The 22,559-nt window shown below is 51.0% G+C and carries 14 protein-coding genes; 12 read left to right on the plus strand and 2 right to left on the minus strand.

Annotated features, from left to right (window positions below):
- Positions 1-9: 9 nt before the first annotated feature.
- A complete protein-coding gene (locus tag DWZ56_RS04210) occupies positions 10-813 on the minus strand; it encodes a glycoside hydrolase family 16 protein (RefSeq protein WP_158584439.1) in 804 nt (267 codons plus the stop codon).
- A gap of 165 nt (positions 814-978) precedes the next feature.
- Here DWZ56_RS04210 and DWZ56_RS04215 point away from each other — a divergent pair, with 165 nt between their 5' ends.
- The 12 genes from DWZ56_RS04215 to DWZ56_RS04280 all read left to right on the plus strand — a co-directional run bounded on the left by DWZ56_RS04215 (position 979) and on the right by DWZ56_RS04280 (position 21,131).
- Positions 979-1,896: an ABC transporter permease gene (locus tag DWZ56_RS04215; RefSeq protein ID WP_118555132.1), complete on the plus strand. Its 918-nt coding sequence runs from the start codon at positions 979-981 to the stop codon at positions 1,894-1,896.
- 10 nt (positions 1,897-1,906) lie between these two features.
- On the plus strand, positions 1,907-2,791 hold the full coding sequence (locus tag DWZ56_RS04220; RefSeq protein ID WP_118555133.1) for a carbohydrate ABC transporter permease: 885 nt from the start codon (positions 1,907-1,909) through the stop codon (positions 2,789-2,791).
- Positions 2,792-2,809: 18 nt separating this feature from the next.
- Positions 2,810-4,498: an extracellular solute-binding protein gene (locus DWZ56_RS04225; RefSeq protein ID WP_118555134.1), complete on the plus strand. Its 1,689-nt coding sequence runs from the start codon at positions 2,810-2,812 to the stop codon at positions 4,496-4,498.
- A gap of 165 nt (positions 4,499-4,663) precedes the next feature.
- A complete protein-coding gene (locus DWZ56_RS04230) occupies positions 4,664-6,466 on the plus strand; it encodes a sensor histidine kinase (RefSeq protein ID WP_158584440.1) in 1,803 nt (600 codons plus the stop codon).
- Between the two features lie 2 nt (positions 6,467-6,468).
- Entirely contained in the window at positions 6,469-7,995 is a 1,527-nt protein-coding gene (locus DWZ56_RS04235; RefSeq protein WP_118555136.1) for a response regulator, read from the plus strand.
- 3 nt (positions 7,996-7,998) lie between these two features.
- Positions 7,999-11,121 carry a hypothetical protein gene (locus tag DWZ56_RS04240; RefSeq protein ID WP_118555137.1) on the plus strand — a complete coding sequence of 1,041 codons (3,123 nt, stop codon included), beginning with the start codon at positions 7,999-8,001 and terminating at the stop codon, positions 11,119-11,121.
- 371 nt (positions 11,122-11,492) lie between these two features.
- Positions 11,493-13,013, plus strand: coding sequence for a helix-turn-helix transcriptional regulator (locus DWZ56_RS04250; protein WP_243095058.1), 1,521 nt, complete (start codon positions 11,493-11,495; stop codon positions 13,011-13,013).
- A 421-nt stretch (positions 13,014-13,434) separates the two neighbouring features.
- Positions 13,435-14,844: an amidophosphoribosyltransferase gene (locus tag DWZ56_RS04260; RefSeq protein WP_118555139.1), complete on the plus strand. Its 1,410-nt coding sequence runs from the start codon at positions 13,435-13,437 to the stop codon at positions 14,842-14,844.
- 80 nt (positions 14,845-14,924) lie between these two features.
- On the plus strand, positions 14,925-16,223 hold the full coding sequence (locus DWZ56_RS04265) for an amidohydrolase family protein (protein WP_158584441.1): 1,299 nt from the start codon (positions 14,925-14,927) through the stop codon (positions 16,221-16,223).
- Between the two features lie 30 nt (positions 16,224-16,253).
- Complete coding sequence (locus DWZ56_RS04270) at positions 16,254-18,875, plus strand: glycoside hydrolase family 28 protein (RefSeq protein ID WP_118555141.1); 2,622 nt, start codon at positions 16,254-16,256, stop codon at positions 18,873-18,875.
- Between the two features lie 30 nt (positions 18,876-18,905).
- Complete coding sequence (gene pcp / locus DWZ56_RS04275) at positions 18,906-19,529, plus strand: pyroglutamyl-peptidase I (RefSeq protein WP_118555142.1); 624 nt, start codon at positions 18,906-18,908, stop codon at positions 19,527-19,529.
- Positions 19,530-19,586: 57 nt separating this feature from the next.
- The gene (locus DWZ56_RS04280) at positions 19,587-21,131 is read left to right on the plus strand and encodes a glycoside hydrolase family 43 protein (RefSeq protein ID WP_199679543.1); all 1,545 of its coding nucleotides are present in this window, start codon (positions 19,587-19,589) and stop codon (positions 21,129-21,131) included.
- Positions 21,132-21,232: 101 nt separating this feature from the next.
- Here the strand turns inward: DWZ56_RS04280 and DWZ56_RS04285 are convergent, their stop codons facing one another.
- Positions 21,233-22,153, minus strand: a complete 921-nt coding sequence (locus DWZ56_RS04285; RefSeq protein WP_118555144.1) for an Rpn family recombination-promoting nuclease/putative transposase — start codon at positions 22,151-22,153, stop codon at positions 21,233-21,235.
- Positions 22,154-22,559: the final 406 nt, after the last annotated feature.

Genomic DNA, 22,559 nt, shown 5'->3' on the forward strand with positions numbered 1-22,559 from the left:
TGTTTCGTTTCACCTCGGGGTATCCGCCTCTTGGTATACTCTGATATAATCCAACACAAATTCACCGGGCAGGGCCTGTTCCTCCACATACCCGGAAGCCTCCGTATCAAACCATCCGCCGATGGCCAGATTGATCAGCAGATAGAAAGGCCGGTCAAAGGGCTGCGGATAAGAGATTCCATCTGTGAAAGATTCCCAGCACGAGGCAGAGGCGTATTCCTGTCCGTCCATCTTCCATGACAGAACTCCCTCCCTCCAGATCAGTTCATAAATATGAAAACGGCAGACGGTATCTCCTTCGGGCAGACGGAAGCAGTATTCCTGATGCGTCTTATCAGGCGAGACGCCTCCATAGTGGATGGTGCTAAAGACCCTGTCCGGCAGGCGGCCTTTGACCTCCAGGATATCGATTTCGCCGGAAGCGGCCCAGGGCCCGTAGGCGCTGTCTTCCGGCATCATCCATACGGCAGGCCACAGACCTGTGCCGGCGGGACATCTGGCGCGTATCTCCACCCTGCCGTAACAGAAGGAGAAGCGTCCACGGGTATCGATACGGGCGGAGGTATAAGCACAGCGCTTTTGCAGCTGCGGCGGGGACAGTTCCTGTCTGGCGGCGATATGCAGACAGCTTTCCTGAAGCCACAAATTTTTAGGAGAATCGGTATAATACTGCAGTTCATTGTTGCCCCACCCGGCGGCAACGGGCCGCCCTTTCTCATCTGCACTCCAGTTTCCATATCGGTAATTCCATTTCGTGGAATCCAGGGATGCCGTATCAAAATGATCTTCCCATATCAGTCGTTCTTCAGTCATATGCGGTGTATCCTTTCTTTTATAGAATTCTGTCATCATTGTCATCAGTCTATTGAAGTTTGGGGCGGCTGTCAAGCAAACCCAAAATTTTGGGATACGATCCAAAATACAGGTGTTTTTTTGAACCTCCCTTTTTGATAGACTGGTAACAGGAGGAGGGAAGAGATGATGAATAATAAATCCAGACGAAAGCTGTTCTGCAAGCAGTGGCAGCTGCAGAGCATGGTGATACCGGGTATAGCATGGATGCTGGTCTTTTGTTATATCCCCCTGTTGTATCTGATCATTGCTTTTATGGATTACAACATTGCGGTACATCTGTTTGAAAATGAATGGGTATGGCTGAAACATTTTAAGGCGTTTCTGTCTGACGACAGATTCTGGCGGTCAGTAAAGAACACACTGGGAATGAGCGCATTAAGAATCTGTATCGGTTTTCCGATCCCGATACTGTTCGCATTGCTGCTCAACGAGATCCGCAGTCCGAAGTTCAAAAAGGCAGTACAGACTATTTCCTATCTTCCCCACTTTATTTCCTGGGCGATTTTCGGGGGAATTTTGTTAAACTGGCTTTCGGAAAGCGGAATCGTCAACCAGTTGATGGTGGGGCTGGGACTGCAGAGCAAGCCGATGCTTTACAATGCCGATCCGGATAAGTTCTGGGGAATCGCATTTGTATCGGATACGGTTAAGGAAATGGGCTGGAGCGCGATCATCTATCTGGCGGCCATATCCGGCATTGATCCGGGCCTGTATGAGGCGGCGGAACTGGACGGCGCAAACCGTTGGCAGAAGATGTGGCATATCACCGTACAGTGTATACGGCCAACCATTGCGATCCTGTTCATACTGGGCGTCAGCAACTGCCTGGGAAGCAATTTCGATCAGATTTTCTTTATGAAAAATTCGGCAAACATGCCCAAGGCGGAAACCATAGATCTGTATATTTACAATATGGGTCTGGGGCAAGGACGGTATTCCTTTTCCACGGCAGTCCTGTTTTTCAGGAGCATTATCGCCTTCGGCCTGCTGCAGTTGTGCAATTTCGTATCGAAAAAGCTGACCGGCGAGAGCATTATATAGGAGGGTTCGTATGAAAGGCAAATTAAAGAAGAAGGCCTGTAAGCCCTTTGATTATTTTCTGATGATCATCATGCTTCTGGTTTGTTTTATTACGCTGTATCCGATGTGGTACATTGTGGCCAATTCCCTTGCGGCCGCCGATTCCGCATCGCTGGGTGCCACCGCGTGGTGGCCTTCCTCTGTAAGCTTTGACAGCTATAAGGTGGTATTTCAAAATGAGTATATTGTCAGCGGATTTTTGGTGACGATTGCAAGAACTGTGATCGCTACGGCGGCCCATGTCATCTTCACCGCGGTGGTGGCCTACGGTTTGAGCAGGCCACAGCTGGTGGGCCGTAAGCTGTATATGAAAATTGCCATGATCACGATGTTTTTTAACGGCGGTCTGATTCCCAATTTCATTCTGATGCTAAAGCTGCACCTTTACAATACTTTTTGGGTCTTTGTGATTCCGGGCATGTTCACCTTTTATGATATGATCATTTTTATCAGTTTTTTTAGGACTATTCCGGACAGCCTGCTGGAGAGCGCCAAGATCGACGGCGCTTCGGAATACAAAATATTCTGGAAGATACTGCTGCCTAACTGCAAGGCGGTCATTGCCACTATCGTATTATTTGCCGGTGTATACCACTGGAACGATTATTATCAGGGTATCATTTATATCAGAAATAAATCTTTGCAGCCGCTGCAGACCATCCTGTATAAGCTGCTGGCGGAAAGTTCCATGACGACGCAGCAACAGCAGGCCATGCTGGCACTGGGCGGCTCCACACCATCGGTGACGATCAAATTCGCTTCCATGGTTGTGGCGACTCTGCCGATTATCTGTATCTATCCGTTCATCCAGAAATATCTGGTGAAAGGGGTTATGATCGGAGCAATAAAAGGATAAAGAAGGAGGAGAAGTAACATGAAAAAATGGAAAAGAATCACAGCGGCAGCTCTGGCGGCGGTCATGATGTTATCATTGACCGCCTGTAAGAAGGACGGCAGCAAGGACGCTGACAGCACACAGACCGGACAGGCGGAAACTTCTGCTGCTGTCACCGAAGGCAGCCGTGAGGAAACAACGGCAGCAGGCAGCGAAGCCGATGCAGCGCAGCCTGCATGGAAGAGCAATACGGATCCGGTGGATCTGTCCTGGTTTGTGGGCGCATCGTGGTACCCCTATACCTGGGGCGACAGCTTGGTATCCAGGAACATAACTGAAAAGACAGGCGTCAATGTGGAAATCGTTACGCCCACCGGCGATGTCAATGAGGAACTGTCATTGCTGATGATCAGCGGAGAACTGCCGGATTTGATTTCTCTGGGAAGCTGGGAGAGCAGCTACAGCAAGCTGTATGAAGGCGGCTATGTCTATGCATTAAATGAGCTGGCAGACCAGTATGATCCTTATTTCTATAAGGTGGTGGATGGCAGTGTGATCAAATGGCATACCAAGGAAGACGGCAACCTCTACGCAATCCCTAACGATGCTTATGGAGAGGAACAGATGGCCGAGACCGGCATGACCGCGGCGACCCAGACATTTCTGGTGCGCAAGGATCTGTATGAAGATATGGGATCACCGGACATGACGACGCCGGAAGGCTTTCTGGAAGCGCTGCGCCTGCTGAAAAGCGATTACAGCACCTACAAGGGAGAGGCGATCACCCCGTTTTATGCCCAGGGCGGTTCCGGCTATGGGCTGTCCACCTTCCTGCAGAATTTCCTTGCCGTGCCATATGAAGTGGAGGGAACACTGTATGACAGGCTGACCGATGAGGATTATATCCAGTGGCTGAAGATGTTTCGGCAGGCATATGAGGAAGGTTTGATGGGAATCGACTACCTGGTGGATTCTGAAGACCAGGTGACGGAGAAGGCCAATAACGGACGGTATTTCTGTATGCTCCGAGAGTGGAGCGGCATGCAGGAGGCCAATACCATCCTGGCACAGAGCGAGAACCCTGACAGCTATTACATCGCGGTGGACGGACCGTCCAATGCAAAAAAAGACGCCCCGTTAATCTTTCCCGGGTCTTTGGACGGCTGGATGTCCTGCTTTATAAGCAAAAACTGTAAAAATCCTGACCGTGCTATCGCATTTTTAACTTACTTAAGCAGTGAAGAAGGCCAGATGGATATGTTTTTGGGCGTTGAGGGAGAAACCTATGATGTGACGGATGGAAAACCTGCTTTAAAACAGGAGTTCATTGACATGATGACCACGGACTTTGACGGTTTTTCCAATCAGTACGGTTTGTGCGATACCTACTGGATGCTTCGCAACAGCGTGATTGTGGATCAGTGGAGGCCGGCTTCAGAACCCTATATCCAGCAGATGAGCGACTGGGCCGATGCGCATGCCTACATCGAAGGCGGCATCTATAATAACCTGGATCCGACCGGCGACAGCGATGCGGCGATTGCTTCCACCCGCATCAATCAGAAGTGGGAAGAAGTTTTGCCGGAACTGATCACCGCTGCCACAGAGGAAGAGTTCGACCGTATCTTCAGCGAGTTTCTGGAAGCCAGAGACAGCTACGGCTATGAACAGGTAGTAAACTATAAACAGAACCTGCTGAATGAACGCCGCATCAAGATGGCGGATTAAACCATGGGGGCGCTGCAGAGAAGGGAAATCCTTTTGCAGCGCCCTTGTCATTTGCAGGGATCACACTGCGGCGGCAAGGAGGGAATAGTCAGAGGGCCGCAAATATGCTACACTGATAAAAAGAAAACAGGAGGCGCACGAATCGTGCGTACGGGAGTTCGGCTCATGAAGCATATTTATGGATGGATGCAAAGAAAATACCGCAAATCCGGACTGGCAACCAAGATCGTGGCGCTGCTGGCTGTGATTGTCCTGGCCCCTGCGGCCGCCGTGACGGTATTCTGGGTGCAGAGAGAAGCAGGGCAGGTCTATGAAAAGGCACAGCTTCAGTGCCTGGCAATTGTGGAACAAGCGGCTAAGGATGTGGCGGGCAACCGCAGCCTGATCGAGAATACGGTACTTATAGCCTTAAATCAAAAGGATTTTCTGAAATTCTGCAGCGGCGATATGAGCGCGGACGGGCTTAGCCTGGTTAAATTCAGCCAAAATGAATTAAAGGGCATGAGATATATTTTTCAGAGCAACAGCCTGATTGATTCCGCCAGCTTTTATTTCTATAATGAAGGGCTGTATGAAATCTGGGACACCATATACAGCTATGATCGTTTTGAAAATGCCGGCTTTGCAGAGCGCCTGCATGAGGAGCGGGGAAGCATCTTTCTGCTGGACGGCATCACGCCGAAGGGCAGGGGGTACGCCTGCTGCTATCATGAGGTATATCTGGATACGACCTGTATAGGAGTACTGGAAATCCGGATGCAGGCAGAGGATTTCCTGAATAAGTCCGGGGATATCTGGACAGAGGAGGGCGGGTATACCCTGCTTCTGGACGGCGAGGGGCGGTGTTTGTTTACACAGCCGGATGGAGAAGTGCCGGATCGGGATACGCTTCTTGCCATCAGCCGGCAGTTTCTGGAGGATGTGTCGAAGGAAAGCTTTGAGGTGCGGACAAAGGAGGGCTGGTATTATGGGGCCTGGCAGTATCTGGACGGCCTGGATGCCTACGCGGTCCGCTGTGTCGAAAAACAGTCTCTGATGGGCGGGATCTACCGCAGTGTTTTTATGGCGCTTGGCTTTGTGCTTTTGGTGCTGGCTGCGATCTATCTGATTGCCAGCCTGATCTACCGCAGGATGCTGTCCCGCTTAAACGTCCTGACGTCTTCCATGCGCCAGGTTCAGGACGGGCATCTTGAGGTGCGGGTGAAGGCACGTGAGGACGGAGACGAACTGGATGAACTGGGAAATCATTTTAACCGCATGCTGTCCCGTATGGAGGGGCTGATTACGGAAAATGTGGAAAGGGAAACGGCGGCGATCAATGCGGAGCTCAATGCGCTGCAGAGTCAGATCAACAGCCATTTCCTTTATAATGCGCTGGAGAGCATCCGTATGATGGCGGAGGTGAAGAGCGAAACGGAGATAGCGGATACCATCATAGCCCTGGGCGGACTGCTGCGCTACAACATGAGCTGGGAATCCAGGACTGTAACGCTGCGGGAAGAGATCGCCAGCATAGAGCGGTATATTTATTTCGTCAATATGATCTATGAATTTGATGTGCAGCTTAAGGTGAGGCTTGAAGAAGAAATTTTGGACACCGAGATTCCCAAGCTGTGCCTGCAGCCCTGCGTGGAAAACAGTGTGGTGCATGGGATGGCGCCGGAGAGCAGACAGCTTCATATCACGGTCAGCGCCGTAGAAAATGGCAAGGTGCTGGTACTTCAGGTGCTCGATGACGGAAGGGGAATTGAGCGAGGGCTGTTAAACCGTCTTAATGCTGTCCTGGAAGGCGTGTCAGATGAAAATGTGCGGACAGGAAACAGCGGAATCGGAATCGCTAATGTTCACAAACGGCTGCAGATGAATTACGGCAGGGAGTACGGAATCGTCCTGCAGAGTGAAGAGAACGCATATACGCTGATCAAGGTGGTCATGCCCTATGAAAAGAAAAAATTGGGAGGCTGGTAAGGATGTTTCGTATACTGGTGGTGGATGATCAGGCCAGAATCAGAGAAGGCATGCGGACGATTCTGTTAAAAAGGCAGGAAACTATGGAGATTGAGACCGCAGCCAACGGACTGGAGGCGTTGAGCGTCCTTCAGAGAAAGAAGATCCATCTCGTGATCACGGATATCCGCATGCCGGATATGGATGGGATTGCGCTGATGGAATCGGCGGCGCGCTATTATCCCGATATTCCGTTTGTAGTGGTGAGCGGATACGACGATTTTTCTTATGCTCAGAAGGCGATTGAGTACGGCGCCAGGGCGTATCTGTTAAAGCCTCTGGAACGGACGGCGCTTTTACAGGCTGTGGATCGGATATACGGAGAATATTGTGTGGGCAGGACGAAACAGGAACCGGAGCTTAAGGATGGCATTTTCACACAGATGCTTTCTTATTTGAAAGGAACCGGAGCGAATCCGGCGCTTGTACAAAAACTGAAAAGAGATCATTCCTTTTTGGAGCAGGACTACAGGGTGGCTTTGTTCGGCTTCCCCGAGAGGGAGCTGGACATGCAGGAAGAGGGAATCCGCCTGCGCCTTTCGATTCTTCTGGAGCGGGAGACGGACGGGGTGCCGCATCTATTGGTAAAGGGGGAACGGGAGCTGGTGCTGCTGTGCGGCGTTTGGGTAAAGCCGGAGGCATGGATGGGAGAGATACGCCGCTTTTTTCCGGGAAGCGCGGCAGTCAGCGGCGTTTATTCCGGTATTGGACAGCTTCAGACCGCCTATGTACAGGCAAGAGAGATTGGGATCCACCATTTCCTTTTTCCTGGAAAAGACTGCCTGATGCCGGAAGATTTGCTCGGGCTGAAGAGCGATTTCACTATCCCCTACCATGAGGTGGAGCGGATCGGTGACCTGATGGGCTCATGTGAAGATGCGGATATTGCTGACTATATCAGCCGGATCTTTGACAGAAGCGTACTGTGCCGTTACCGGATCGGATATACTCTGGCGCTGTGTGATACGCTGTACCGGAGCCTGCGCGCCATCGAGGCGCCTCTGCGTGAGGCAGGGATGGAAGCTGGTCTGGATATGCGCAAGACAAACAGCCCCATGGAATATTTCTCCATGAGAGAATATCTGTTGTCGCTGCAGGAAAAGATGCTTCGGCTGCATCATCTGGTGTATGAATACAAAAAGGCCTATCGCGAAAATGCAGAGCTGGAAAAGGCCATTGCCTACATACGGAATAATTATCATAAGCAGCTGACGCTGGCCATGGTCTCCAACGATGTTTCACTGAATTACGCTTATTTTTCCAATGTGTTCCGAAAATACACCGGCAAGACCTTTATGGAATATCTCCGGGATATCCGTATGGAGGAGGGAAAACGACTGCTTTCCAAAACGGATCAGAGGATTGCGCAGATCGCAGAAAAGGTGGGATATGACAGCTATAAGAGCTTTTCCCGCGCGTTTAAGGAATCGGTGGGCATCACACCGGCTGAATACCGCAGGAAGAAACAGATCATGAAACAGGAGAATTAAGAGATGGAAGAAATGAAGACTGTAATAGAGGATTACGCAAGGAAACCGGTTTTTGCCAGTTTCCTTCCGGGTATCGCCGGCTTAAAGGGGATTCCTGTCTGGTGTTTATATGTGAACCGGGGGCAGGGTATCGCCAGTTTTGGCACGGAGGATAAAGATCACAGCATCATGGAGTTTAGTCCTGCCCATCAGGCCTGGCAGAATGTGAAGCGTACGGGTTTCCGTACGTTTATCCGCAGCGGCGGCGCATTTCTGGAACCTTTTCAAAGTGAATGCGCGGGCCAGAGAATGACGGTTTCGATGAATGGGCTGACAGTTTCGGAGCACAACACAGAGTGGGGGCTTGATACGCAGGCGGAGTATTATATCCTCCCGGGTGAGCCAATCGGCGCTCTGGTGAGAAGACTGACCGTGACGAATACCGGGACGCAGGAGCAGGAACTGGAACTGCTGGACGGAATGCCGGCTGTAGTGCCCTATGGGGTTAACCAGTGGACGATGAAAAACATGCTCCAGACCGGTAAGGCGTGGATGAAGGCCGAGATTCTGGAAAACCTGCCATATTACCGGGTACGGGCCAGCATGGAGGATACGGCTGATGTGGGCAGGGTGGAAGCCGGCAATTTCTCTCTGGCAGTGGACGGGGAAGGAAAGCGTCTGTTACCTGTTGTCGATACGGAGCTGGTTTTTGATTATGATACTTCGCTGGAACAGCCTGTCGGTTTTCTGAAAAAAGGCCTGGAGGGCCTGATGTCTGCCGTGCAGAACTGTGAGAATCAGGTTCCATGCAGCTTTTATGGAACGAAGGCCCGGCTTTTGCCCGGTAAAAGTGTGATGATCTGCCAGATGATCGGACGGGCGGAAAGCCGGGAAGTCCTGGGGCGCTTTGCGGGAAAGAAGTTCGGCCCGCAGTACTTCACAGAAAAAAAGAAAGAGGCGGACGTGCTCGTCTGGCGGATGACAGACCGGGTGGAGACACACACGGGAAATCCGGTATTTGACGCTTACTGCCGTTATACCTATATGGATAATGCCCTGCGGGGCGGGTATCCGATGCCTATAGACGGTGACAGGGTATTCTATGCGTACTCCCGCAAGCATGGGGATCTGGAACGGGATTATAACTATTTCTCCATGCGGCCAGAGTTCTATTCACAGGGAAACGGAAATTTCCGGGATGTGAACCAGAACCGCCGCTGCGATGTGAGCCTTTCCCCTTTTGTAGGAACTGCCAACATCCGTATATTTTACGAATTACTCCAGCTGGACGGCTATAATCCGCTGCAGCTGGAGCCGGTATCCTGGCGGCTGGAGAAAGAGCGGTGCGGCGCGCTTGAAAAGCAGCTTAAAAGCGGAGAGAGTCCGTTGCTGCCATTTCTTATGACGGATTTTACTCCCGGACAGCTGTACGGGCGTATGGAAAAGCTGGGGATTTCCGAAAAGAGGCAGGATGAATTGTTCTCTGCCGTTATGAAGGAGTCATGGGAACATCACCCCGCCAGCTTCAATGAGGGATACTGGAGCGATCATTGGACCTATAATCTGGATCTGGTGGAAGACTATCTTAGCATCTATCCGGAGCAGGAAGAAGCGCTGCTGTTTGAGACTTCCTATACCTGGTATGCGGCAAAGGCCTGTATACAGGAAAGAAGGAAGCGCTATGTAAAGACAGCAGGCGGCATCCGGCAGTATGGAACTCTGACAAAAAGGACTGTCCGGCGGCAGGAAGAAATGGGGATGTCCGACGGCCGGCTGCTTTGCTCCGCCCTGATAGAAAAAATGATTCTGCTGTGCGGATTAAAATATGCCGCCCTGGATTTCTATGGGATGGGCATTGAGATGGAGGGCGGCAAGCCGGGCTGGTACGACGCGCTAAACGGTCTGCCGGGCCTGCTGGGTTCCTCCATGGCGGAGACCGTCGAGCTGGAGCGCCTCATGGATTATGTGCTGCGCTGTCTTCATGTATATGACCGGACGGTCGTGCTGCCGGAAGAACTGAATCACCTGCTGTCAGAGCTGGCCCGCATTACGGAGGAGGAAATGGCCAGTCTCTCGCGGGAGGGAGCGCAGATGTCCTTCTGGAACCGGATAAATGATGCGAAGGAAAGATATCGCCGGTCCGTTTATGCCGGTCCTGCCGGAGTGGGATGCCCGATGAGGACAGCAGAGGCGGCGCGGCTCATCGATACCTGCCGCCGGGCTGTTCGGATCGGAATTGAAAAAGCACGCGCCGGGAGGCCGGTAATCCCTACCTATTTTTATTATGAAGTGACCGGCTATGAGGAAGATGAGGCGGGAATTCTGCCCCTAGCTGTCACACAGAAGGAGATCCCTCTGTTTCTGGAAGGGCCGGTTCATCTCCTAAAACTGCCCTACAGCCTTAAGGAGAAGGCGGGGATCGCAAGGGCGGTAAAGGAGAGCTGTCTGTATGACCGCAGACTTTCTATGTATAAAGTAAACGGTCCTCTTCAGGAAGCCACCTATGAGCTGGGCCGGGCCGCCGCTTTTACTCCTGGATGGCTGGAAAATGAGTCTGTCTGGCTGCATATGGAATATAAATATCTGCTGGAGCTTTTACGGTCCGGTCTGTATGAGGAATTTTCGGAAGCCTTTTACCGCGCGGCGGTGCCGTTTCTCGATCCGGAAACCTATGGAAGGAGTGTCCTGGAGAACAGTTCCTTTATTGCGAGCAGCAGCAATCCCAACGCCCGGATACACGGCAGAGGGTTTGTAGCCCGTCTTAGCGGATCGACCGCAGAATTCTTGCATATGCGCAAGGTAATGCTGTTCGGGGAAAAGCCCTTCACGTCGGAGAACGGTCATCTTATGCTGACTTTTAGACCTTTGCTGCCGGATTATCTGACCCGGGAAACACAGGAGGTATCGGCTGTATTTCTGGATACGGTCAGAGTGGTGTATGAGGTGCAGGGGGGAAAGGCCTATGTGCCGGGGCATTACCGGGTACATGTAAGCCGGCTGCTGTATCCGGACGGCCGGACAGAAGAGATATCCGGCGCGAGGATTGAGGGAAAACAGGCAGAAGCGGTGCGGGCCGGACAGGTTCGGGAGATCCGGGTGCGGCTCGAAACATCAACAAAGGGAGTCCGGCCATCGCTCCCGGCATAATCGGTCCGCCGAAAGCGTGTGTGATAACAGGCTACCGTGACTGCGGAGATATAAGCAGTGTCAGAATAGAACACTGTTACAATGATATGAGTAAACTTTTATAAAAAAAGGCTGACAATTATAGGATTGCATTATATTCTACTCCGTTTTCGACAGTTAAAAGAGCATAAAAATCCGGAAGGCCTTATGTAATAAGGTTTTCCGGATTTTTCGTTGATCTTCAATATATTCTGAAGTTATATTTTATCATAAAACACTATCCTATTAAAGCCTTTTTAAGCTTATAAGATAATCAAAAAAGTCGAGAAAACCTCTGCGCGGTATGATATACTGGTAACACTTCATGAAGAATAAAAAACAGGGGTGCGGTTGTGGATTATTACATTACGATATGGACTGTGATCGTGTTTGTCGAAAACAGACTTCAAACCGGTTTTGAATATGCAGAGCTTGAAAAGGCAACCGGATTTTCACTGTCATATCTGCGGGCAGTATTTGCAAAGCTTACTGGACAGTCCTTATCCCGCTATGTTTTAAACCGTAAGATTGCCAACGCTGCGTTTGAGATCGCCCATAGCGGGCAGAGCATTTTAAGCATAGCGGCTAAGTACGGTTTTTCAAATCCGGATTCCTTTACAAGGGCGTTTCGGCGTGTTACCGGTCTTAATCCCAATGAGTTCCGGAAACGGAAGAAAACGGTTGGGCATATTAAGCTTTGCGCCGGGGTATATGGGGTTTCGGTAAAATCGGAAAACGGTGAAGTGTGTCAGAAAATTCTCAAAAGAGAGGTTTGTATGAATAACGATCAAGAGCAAAAACATGTGAATAAAGAAAGCGCTGTCTTATACGGTGTTCCGAAAGTCCATTACGGAGCTTTCGGCGGCTGTACCCCCTTTCCTGTCTGTCTGAAAGCCGTGGCAAACTATATGGGCATGACTTTGGACTATGAGGATGCCATCGTCCAGTGCGGCGCTGCATTTCGGCTCGTGTGGGATACAACGGCGTGGAATGGCGGCAATGTGGACGTGCTGTGGGCCTTCGATGAGCCGATGGCGGTATATAGAAAAGGCATTGAAACCCTGGGATGTGAGTTTAAGCTGCTTGAAAGGGCCGGGACAGTAAAAACACCGGAAGATGACCGCAGGATGAAGGCTGATTTTATTTCTTTTATTAAAGAAAATATCAACAAAGGGGTTCCTGTCATCGCTCTCGGCATAATCGGCCCGCCGGAAGCATGCGTAATAACAGGCTACCGTGACGGCGGAAATACGTTGCTGGGATGGAACTGCTTCCAGGACAGCCCTGAATACACGTCAAGCGTAACGGTTGATGAATCCGGATACTTCATCACCTCCTCGTGGTGGGAAAACCGGGATACCGTGGCGGTGATGGCCATAGGTGAAAGTACGGGTGAACGAAAACCTCTGAAAAACATCATAGAAACAGCGATGGAAGCGCTTAGCGGCAGGCAGGCCGGCAAATTCGCGAAGGGCATAAACGCCTATGACGCATGGAAAAAGGCGATATTGGACGACAGCCAGTTCAGCAAGGATATGGTTCACTCCCGGATGGCGGAGCGGCTGATGTGCCAGGGGGATGCGGTGGACTGTCTTTCGGACGGACGGGGAAATGCCCATAAATATTTTAAAAAGCTGGCCGATAAAAATCCGGAGCAGTCACTGCTTCGACAGATCGCGGAGCAGTTTGCCGCATCGGCCGACTGTGCTCAGAAGATGTATAAAGCTCTGGGCGGCTGGGAGCGCGGAGAAAAACCGCTGCAGGCGCTTGCGAGGCGTGAGGTGCGCGGGGATATCGGCAGGTTGATTGACGAAAGCAGGGCAGCTGATGTAAGAGCACTGGAATTGATGCAGGAATTATTTGAGATACTGTGACGGATACAAAACTGTAAAAGTAGGACTTGTGGAGTCAGATAATTCAGTACGCTATATCAATGTAAGCGGAAATGCCTACCATATATTTGAGATAAATGTAACCGGAACCTACAGAGTATTTGTGGAGAATACATCCGGAACAGATGTCAAAGTAGAAGGAAGTTATACGAGATAAGGCATATAGCAGTTTGCTATAGCAGGATGAATCATAGTTGTTACAGCCAAAGAGCAGTGAATTCCGGAAACCATCCGGTGTTCACTGCTCTTTAGCCTGAAGAAAAATTAAATCTTTACGTTACCCCCGGACATGTGTTAAACTCTATTAAGCAGGAATGCCCGCTTAGGCAGTCACTGCAATCAGAGGAGAACATGGCAGAGCATGGCTGTGCCGCAAAATTAACGAAAAAAGGAGAATATGCACATGGGCGGTTTTTTTGGCGTTGCCTCAAAAACAAACTGTACACTGGAATTATTTTATGGAGTTGACTACCATTCCCATCTGGGAACACGCAGAGGGGGCATGGCAACACATGGGAAGGACGGATTCCACCGTGCGATTCACAACATTGAAAATTCCCCGTTTCGTACAAAATTTGAACGCGATGTGGAGGAACTGACAGGAAATCTTGGTATCGGCTGTATTTCGGACTACGAGCCGCAGCCCCTTTTAATACAGTCCCATTTAGGAAGCTTTGCGATCACCACAGTGGGCAAGATCAACAATGCGGAGGAACTTCTTAAATATGTTTATGAGAACGGACACACTCATTTTCAGGAAATGAGCGGAGGGCAGATCAATGCCACAGAGCTGGTGGCGTCGCTGATCTGCAAAAAAAGCACGATCGTGGAAGGCATCCGCTATGTGCAGGAGATCGTGGACGGCTCCATGACGCTTCTGCTCATGACCGAGGAAGGGCTGTATGCGGCGAGAGACCGTTATGGCAGAACTCCGCTGGTGGTAGGTAAAAAAGAAGACGCCTACTGCGTGTCTTTTGAAAACTTTGCATATGTCAACTTAGGCTACACGGACTACAAAGAACTGGGGCCGGCTGAAATCGTATATATCACGCCGGACGGCGTGGAAACCGTAGGTGAGCCTGGAAAGGATATGAGAATCTGCTCCTTCCTCTGGGTATATTACGGTTATCCGACTTCCTCCTATGAGGGGGTTAACGTGGAGGAGATGAGGTATAAATGCGGCAGCATGCTGGCAAAACGGGATGAGGGAACCGTATCGCCCGATATCGTGGCCGGCGTACCGGATTCCGGCATCGCGCATGCGATCGGATATGCCAATGAATCAGGAATCCCTTATGCGCGTCCCTTTATCAAATATACGCCCACCTGGCCCAGATCCTTCATGCCCGCCAATCAGGAGCAGAGAAATCTGATCGCACGCATGAAACTGATTCCGGTCAGGGCGCTGATAGAAAAGAAAAAGCTGCTGCTGATCGATGATTCTATCGTCCGCGGAACACAGCTTAGGGAGACGACGGAGTTTCTCTATCAGAGCGGTGCGAAGGAAGTTCACGTGCGGCCGGCATGCCCTCCGCTTCTGTACGGCTGTAAGTTCCTGAACTTCTCCCGTTCCAAATCCGAACTGGATCTGATCACCAGAAGGATCATTCAGGAAAAGGAAGGCGATCACGCAGAAGATGTGCTGGAAGAGTATGCGGATCCCTGCAGCAAACGCTATGCAGAACTATTGGAGGAAATCCGCAGACAGCAGAATTTCACCACACTGCGCTTTCACCGTCTGGACGACCTGGTGGAATCCATCGGCATTTCACCCTGCAAGCTTTGCACATATTGCTTTAATGGGAAAGAATAAAACGGTAACAGTTCAGACGGCTGTTCCGGTTAATTAGACGCGCCGTCTGAACTGATGCATTAATGGGGGAGGTTCATAGCATGAACTATGTATTTACACATGTAAATCTGATCACCGGTGAAGAGGACCGGGACGTTATTGAAGATATGCATGTATATGTTAAGGATGACAAAATAGTGGCCCTGGAACAGGGGAACAGCCCGGTAAGGGACAGCTATCAGACGGTGGATGCAAGGGGACGCTATCTGATGCCGGGATTAATCAATCTTCACGCCCATCTGTTCGGTACGGGCAAGCCCAGCAAAACTCTGGGAGGCGGCAGGCAGCAGAAGATGGTGGTCTCCTTTGCCTCTACCAGGCTTGGCGGCCATGTGCTGGATAAGATGCTGAAGGAGAATATGGAGCAGGCTCTGTATTCCGGTGTGACCACGGTGCGCGGAGTGGGGGATCTGTTTTACTCCGATGTGCGTTTGCGCGACCGGATTGAAAAAGGTACTGCTCTGGGACCGCGCCTGCTTGTCAGCGGTCCGGCGGTTACCGTGCCGGGCGGCCATGGTGACGGAACCTTTGCTGTCACCAGCGCGGACCCTGCCGGCATTCGGCAGCTGGTGGCACAAAACGCAAAGCACCGTGTGGATCTGATTAAGATCTGTGTGACCGGCGGCGTGATGGATGCGAAGAAAAAAGGAGAGCCCGGCGAGCTGAAGATGAGCCTGGAGCAGACCAAAGCGGCCTGTGAGGAGGCACACCGTCTGGGATACAAGGTAGCCAGCCATACCGAGAGCCCGGAGGGAGTGATCGTAGCGCTGAAAGGCGGTGTGGATACGGTAGAGCATGGAAGCCTGCTGGATCAGGAAGCGGTGGAGCTGTTTCAGGAGCGTAAATCGGCGCTTATCTGCACGCTGTCGCCGGCGTTGCCGCTGGCATCGCTTCCGCCGTCCAAGACAAAGCTCAATGAGCTCTGTGTCTACAACTCAAGGGTAATACTGGATAATATGGTGGAAGGCGTAAAGACCGCTCTGGCCCATGATATACCGGTCGGGCTCGGCACGGATGCCAGCTGCCCTTTTGCGACACAGTATAATATGTGGAGGGAGCTCTGGTATTTTAAAACCTATGCCGGCGTTTCCAACGAATTTGCGGTGCATACCGCTACGCTGAAAAATGCGCAGATCCTGGGAATTGATGAGATTACAGGCAGCATCGCGCCCGGGAAATCAGCCGATCTGATTGTGCTGAAAGAAAATCCGTATAAGGATCTTAGAGCGCTTCGCAGTGTGGATGCAGTGATGGTCAGAGGCAGGCTGACCGATTGTCCGAAAGTAAAGAAAAATGAAGAGATCGAGGCGGAACTGGACAGCCTGATGAAAGGATTATAATATTATTATAGAAGAAATGGGGATATGAGAATGAGCGTTCCATTTGCAACAGGTGCTTCTGTCACGGCAAAGCAGCTGAAAAAAGAGAAGATGTACAGGATTACCGAATTCGGAGCCGTATCCGGAGGAGATCCTGCAGCGAATACGGAAGCGGTGAACCGGGCGGTTCTGGCCGCTTCCGAAGGGGCGGGAGGAACCGTCGTAATTCCGGCTGGGGAATACAAAGTTTATACAATCCGCCTGAAAAGCCATGTAAACCTGTATCTGGAGAAGGGATCCGTGCTGCGGGCGGCGAAAACGGATATCCTTCATTCCTATGAGAAACAGACAGGGGAGGGCGGAAATTACGATGAACCGGAGGTGAATCTGTACGCGGGCCTTCAGGATCACGGACATACCTATTTTTCCAACAGCCTGATCTGCGGCATGGATCTGACGGATATTATGATCTATGGCCCCGGTGTGATTGACGGCAGCTGTTTTGAAGAAGAATACCGAGAGTATGTTCTGATGGGCGGTGACCCGATGGAACCGGATAAGAGAAATGAGCCAGGACATCGCGGAGAGTGGTTCGGCAACAAGGCAATCGCTCTGGTCCGCTGTAAAAATGTGGTTCTGAAAGAGTTCTCTCTGGTAATCGGCGGGCATTTTGCCATATTGGCCACGGCCCTGACCAATTTCCTCGTGGAAGACCTGCTGGTGGACACGACCAGGGACGGTCTGGATGTGGACTGCTGTCAGGATGTAACCGTGCGCAGATCCACATTTAACTCCCTTACGGATGATGCGCTTGTTATGAAAGGCAGCTTCGGAGCAGGCTTTTATCAGCCGGTTAAAAATGTGCTGATTGAGGACTGTGTGGTCAGCGGCTATGATGCCGGCAGCGTTTATGCCGGGCTCTATACCAGAGAAAAGCTGATCGCTACGGACCGCTGCGGCCCTACCGGAAGGGTGAAGCTGGGAACGGAGTCCACCTGCGGCTATGAACGGGTGACGGTACGCCGCGTAACGTTCAACCGCTCCAGGGGATTTGCGCTGGAAGCTGTGGACGGTTCGGATCTGTGCGATATCCTGTTTACGGACTGCACCATGAATAATGTGAGCAGCTCGCCGATTTATATCCGTGCCGGGGAGCGCGGCAGGTTTCCCGTAACGGGAATCAGTCAGGAAGAGTGGCTGGTAGCCAAGGAACCCAATGTGCGCATGGATAACCGCAATTGGGTGCTACCGGATGCGCCGGGATATGAGCGCTGGCCTGCAAAACGCTATACGCCTTCCTATCGGAAGAATAAATCCGTGTGTATTGACGGGCATTCTTCTTTTTCTATTGTGGATCAGACGGAACCGGCGGCAATAAATCCGGTAAACGTCACAGAAGAAAACGGCAGATATTACGCGCGCAGATATGATGAAGAAGCCGGCGCTTACGTGACCGACTACGATAAGGAACTGGAAAAATGGCAGCTGCCCTGCTATGCCAACGGCAGCGGAGCGGACCATATGGCCAGAGTACATAATATTGAGATCAGCAATGTGAAGATTACCAATGCGGATCCCCGCTACCCGATCCTGCTCATGGGGCTTGCGGACAGCAGAATTGAAAATGTCATTATGAAGAATATCAGTGTAGAATTCCGCGGAGGAATTACTATGCAGCAAGCTGTGGAACAGCGCCAGCTCAATACAAATTGGAGATTTACCCAGTACGGGACCAAACCGTCCGTGCAGACCCTGCCCTGGCTGGTGAATACCTTCTTCCTGAAAGAGGAGGGACTGCTGCCAAGGGTGGACTGGGATCCTAAGGCGGAGTGCTGGAAGGACGATCCGTATAATGTGCCGGAACTTCCCCATGTCTATCCGGAACCCAGCAATTGGGGAATCCTTCCCGCTTACGGCATGTATGCCCGCCACGTGGACGGACTTTTGATGGAGAATGTGGAGTTTACCTGGAAGACAGAGGACGGAAGACACGCGGTGGTACTGGATGACGCGTACGGCGTCAAGCTGAAGAATATCCGGGCGGATGTGAAGGATGGGGTGGAACCGGCTGCTGCGGTAACCAGCCATTTCAGGCGTCCGACGAATCATGAATACATATTAAACGAGCCGTATGTCACCACAACGGTAGAAGCCAGCTTTCCGGAAGGATGGGAAGTGAAGCGGGTTGAGATAGAGGCTCCCGCGCCGGGCACGCCCAATGACGGACAGTATGTGTATCCGACCGTACCTGTGCCGGAAAACGGCTATCACTTCGGGGTGGCCACAGAAGCTTATCCGCTCCCGCTGACCGTATTCAGACCTTTCTTTGCAATGCCGGCCAGGGTGGATGCGGCTGCCTGCACAGAAATCCGTATACCGGTGGTGGTAAGGCATCCTGCGGTGGATGTTACGGAAGAGGAAACAAGCGGATTTATCTACAATGAATCCGTATCCAAAAAAGATTTTACGGTGAAAGGCTGCAGCCTGAATTTGAAAACCGGGGTGGAGGATCTGCCGGAAGGGGCCCGCTATGAGGAAGAATCCGGAGAAATTGTCTGGATTCCCAAAGCGGAGCAATGCGGTGAATATAAGCTGCGTCTTTGGACGGATGACGGTGTGATGAAAGAGTACGGCAGTCTTACCATCGCCGTGTCTGCCCGTCAAGACATATAAAAATCAGGAAAGAAGGGCGGATTTAAGCCGATGAATATTTTGATAACCGGATTTATGCCTTTTGGCAGAGAAACAGTGAATTCGTCCTATGAAGCGGTAAAGCGTCTGCCGCAGGAGATCCTGGGGTGCCGTATACGGAAACTGGAGATACCGGTGGTGTTTGGTGAAGGCGCCTCCATGGTTTTCCATGCGGTTAGAGAAGAAACCCCGGATGCTGTTTTATGTGTGGGGCAGGCCGGCGGGCGCACCGCCATATCCATCGAACGTGTGGCGCTGAATCTGGCGGAATGCCGACCGGATTTCCCGGATAACGCCGGGAACTGCCCGGGCGGGGAGCCCATCATCCCAAACGGGCCGGCGGCGTATTTTGCCACGCTTCCGGTTAAGGAGATGGAAGCGCGGGTCCTAAAACTGGGGATACCTGCAGAGCTTTCCTGCACGGCGGGAACCTATGTGTGCAATGATGTGATGTACCGGCTCCTGCACCTGCTGGATCATGAGTATCAGGGTACACGCGGAGGCTTTGTTCATGTTCCGTATCTTCCGTCCCAGGCGGCCGGGCATCCGGGAAGGCCCAGCATGGCGGAGGAAGATATGGTCAGGGGTCTTGAGGCGTGTATTGAAGCGGTGATTCTGACGCATAACGCAGGATAAGGCATTTATCGACTGTAGATTTGAATGAATGCATCCATGTATGAAATGAGGGAAAATATGAAGTACTGGTCCGCTGATTTAAAAAACGGTGAATACAGAAATCCGATTCTCCATACGGATTACAGTGATCCGGATGTGATCGCTGTAAACGGAGAATTCTATATGATCGCATCCAGCTTTACCTATCTGCCCGGAGTACCTCTTCTTCATTCCAGAGATCTGGTGAACTGGGAACTGATCAATTATTGTGTGAAATCCATCCCCTTTGAGGGATACGATCGGCCTGTGCACGGTTCCGGTACCTGGGCGCCGGCCATCCGGTATCATGACGGCTGGTTTTATGTCTTTGTACCGCTGCCGGATGAAGGGATCTTTATGACAAAAGCCAGGGATCCTTATGGAGAGTGGTCTCCGCTGCACTGTGTGAAGGCCGCAAAGGGCTGGATCGATCCCTGCCCTTTCTGGGACGAGGACGGACAGGCCTATATGGTTCACGCGTTTGCTAACAGCCGCTGCGGCATTAAGCACCGCCTGGATATCTGCCGCATGGCAGAAGACGCGTCGGCGCTTCTGGATGAAGGGGTTCAGGTTTATGACGGCGAACTGCAGAACCCTACGATTGAGGGCCCGAAGCTTTACAAACGAAACGGATACTATTATATTTTTGCGCCGGCCGGCGGGGTGGAGCAGGGTTGGCAGACAGTGCTGCGTTCCGAACATATTTACGGCCCGTATGAAGCGCGCATAGTGATGCATCAGGGGGATACTGCGATGAACGGGCCCCACCAGGGCGGCTATGTGGAGCTGGAGGACGGCAGCAGCTGGTTTATTCATTTTCAGGACAGAGACTGCTATGGGCGGATTGTACATCTGCAGCCCATGTGCTGGGTGGCTGACTGGCCATTTATCGGCCTGGAGCGAAACGGTGACGGAATCGGAGAACCTGTACAGACCTGGAGGAAACCGCTTTGTTTGGATGGTGAGGAGCCTTTTATCAACCCTTCCGACGAATTTGAGGGCAGCGCGCTTGGGCTTAGGTGGCAGTGGCAGGCGAATCCGAGACAGGAGTGGTACCGGATGGGAGCCAGGGAGAGCTGTCTGCGCCTGTTTTCGCAGAGAAATCCTAAACGTCCGAATCTTTTGTGGTACGCGCCGAATCTGCTGACCGAAATGCTTGTCATGCCCGAATTTGAGGTGCGGGTACTGCTGGAATTAGGCGATGCCCGGCCCGGCGATAAAGCGGGGATTGCCGTCATCGGCCATCAATACGGAGGCATCTGCATCCGCATGGATGAAGGATACAGTATTCAGGTATTTGAGGGGACGGTGACGGGAAAAGTATATGAGGGGGCAGCTGAGGAAAAAGTGCTTTACAGCAAGCAGATCCCTTCTTCCAGGGTATATCTTAGGATGACGTTTGCCGATGACGGATCCTTCCGTTTCGGCTACTCCATGAACGGTATACGTTACTTTGACATGTCCCAGGTATTTCAGGCGTCTAAAAGCACCTGGACCGGAGCAAAATTCGCGCTGTACTGCCTGAATGACCTTAACAACGAGAGTGATGGGTACTGTGATATTGATTATGTGAGGTATGAGTAGGGGGCGGCATCACCAGGACCCTTGTAAACCTGCTTTTGTATTGAAGAACAAAATTGTAAGGCTGCGGCAGCACATAGTATAACTGCCACAGCCTTACTGTTTTAAGAATCGGATTTATGGATAAGTTCACTGAGCGCAGCTGCATCGAGCGCGGGGTGCTCAGTATGTAACAAAATAACGGAACGGACAAAATCCGGCGTCATTTCCGTATGCTCTGCGATTACTTCCTCCGGATAGGCTTTTTGGTATTTGCTTAGTATAAGTTCGATTAAGGAAATTAAGCGGCCTCTTTCAAGCCCCCATTGAATTCCCTCTTTCATGCCCTTTTCCACCCCCAGCTGTTCACAGGTTTCAAAAAATCCCATTGTTAACACCTCCCATTCGTCGCTTTGCAGAACTTCATCCACGATTTCGTCCAACTCCCGGATGCGTGGATCTTGTATGCATATGTTTGGATTTTCCAATGTGGTATCTTTCATATATTGCAGCAGACTGACCAGTGCCGGATCTCCGTTAAGGCTTTCCATATTGAGAAAGTATCGGTGGGTGCCGTCCTTTAAGTGAAGTTCGTGCATATCCTCACAGATCTGGCAAAAACGGTAGCAGGCCCTGTCCATGCCGAACAGATCGCGCTGCGTGATGAAAATGATATACGTTTCCGGAAGATTCCTGTATTTCGTGCGCTGGCCGGCTTTCAGCACAGGGGTATCCAGTAAACTCTGATTAAATCTGGACCGTTTGGGAAGATCGTCATTGTTATCGTTCTGCATTTCCACATTGTACTGGATTCCGTCGCTGTCAGTGGCCCATGTATCCAGACGGATGGCGCGTTTTCCCTCTTTATTGAGCACCACCGACTCGACATTATAGGTTTTCAGCTCCACAATATCCTTATCCATAATGATACTCAATACGTGCCGGAAGGCTTTTTCTACTTTCATTACGGATAAAAATAAAATGTTGTCGCTGAGATTAAATTGGTAAAACGGCGCATCTACTGCGTCAGGCTCATCATTTGCCATGAATTTTGCTATACATCTTCTCCTCCATTATATACATTTTTTCGGTCCGCTGCAATTTGATTTGAAAATTTTTACGGATTCCATTTTAACGGATTGTTGGGCAGATAAACGCTGCGCTTTCGTCAGAGCATGATGGGAGTCTTTCAGAGCGGTTTCGAAATCCGCAAAGAATATCTGTTCAGATATAAAAATAAAAGGATATAGCAGGGAATAAAATGAAAAACATGATTTGAAATAAATAGAACCATTTTAGAAACAGTTACCCGAAGACGGCGGGCCGATGTATTTATTATATACACAAATTGCCGGAATTGCAATACGGCATATACTTGACAGGTCCACCCAAAAAACGTATGATTATTCCATGTGATGACGTGCGACAGAAAAACAATGGAAATACGGAGGC

It is taken from the genome of Lachnotalea sp. AF33-28, assembly GCF_003477885.1.
Classification (GTDB): Bacteria; Bacillota; Clostridia; order Lachnospirales; family Lachnospiraceae; genus AF33-28.

What these genes read in the sequence shown, in the direction of transcription:
- DWZ56_RS04210 (WP_158584439.1), bottom strand. Translation starts at nt 813, where the DNA reads ATGACTGAAGAACGACTGATATGGGAAGATCATTTTGATACGGCATCC.
- DWZ56_RS04215 (WP_118555132.1), top strand. Translation starts at nt 979, where the DNA reads ATGATGAATAATAAATCCAGACGAAAGCTGTTCTGCAAGCAGTGGCAG.
- DWZ56_RS04220 (WP_118555133.1), top strand. Translation starts at nt 1,907, where the DNA reads ATGAAAGGCAAATTAAAGAAGAAGGCCTGTAAGCCCTTTGATTATTTT.
- DWZ56_RS04225 (WP_118555134.1), top strand. Translation starts at nt 2,810, where the DNA reads ATGAAAAAATGGAAAAGAATCACAGCGGCAGCTCTGGCGGCGGTCATG.
- DWZ56_RS04230 (WP_158584440.1), top strand. Translation starts at nt 4,664, where the DNA reads ATGAAGCATATTTATGGATGGATGCAAAGAAAATACCGCAAATCCGGA.
- DWZ56_RS04235 (WP_118555136.1), top strand. Translation starts at nt 6,469, where the DNA reads ATGTTTCGTATACTGGTGGTGGATGATCAGGCCAGAATCAGAGAAGGC.
- DWZ56_RS04240 (WP_118555137.1), top strand. Translation starts at nt 7,999, where the DNA reads ATGGAAGAAATGAAGACTGTAATAGAGGATTACGCAAGGAAACCGGTT.
- DWZ56_RS04260 (WP_118555139.1), top strand. Translation starts at nt 13,435, where the DNA reads ATGGGCGGTTTTTTTGGCGTTGCCTCAAAAACAAACTGTACACTGGAA.
- DWZ56_RS04265 (WP_158584441.1), top strand. Translation starts at nt 14,925, where the DNA reads ATGAACTATGTATTTACACATGTAAATCTGATCACCGGTGAAGAGGAC.
- DWZ56_RS04270 (WP_118555141.1), top strand. Translation starts at nt 16,254, where the DNA reads ATGAGCGTTCCATTTGCAACAGGTGCTTCTGTCACGGCAAAGCAGCTG.
- pcp (WP_118555142.1), top strand. Translation starts at nt 18,906, where the DNA reads ATGAATATTTTGATAACCGGATTTATGCCTTTTGGCAGAGAAACAGTG.
- DWZ56_RS04280 (WP_199679543.1), top strand. Translation starts at nt 19,587, where the DNA reads ATGAAGTACTGGTCCGCTGATTTAAAAAACGGTGAATACAGAAATCCG.
- DWZ56_RS04285 (WP_118555144.1), bottom strand. Translation starts at nt 22,153, where the DNA reads ATGGCAAATGATGAGCCTGACGCAGTAGATGCGCCGTTTTACCAATTT.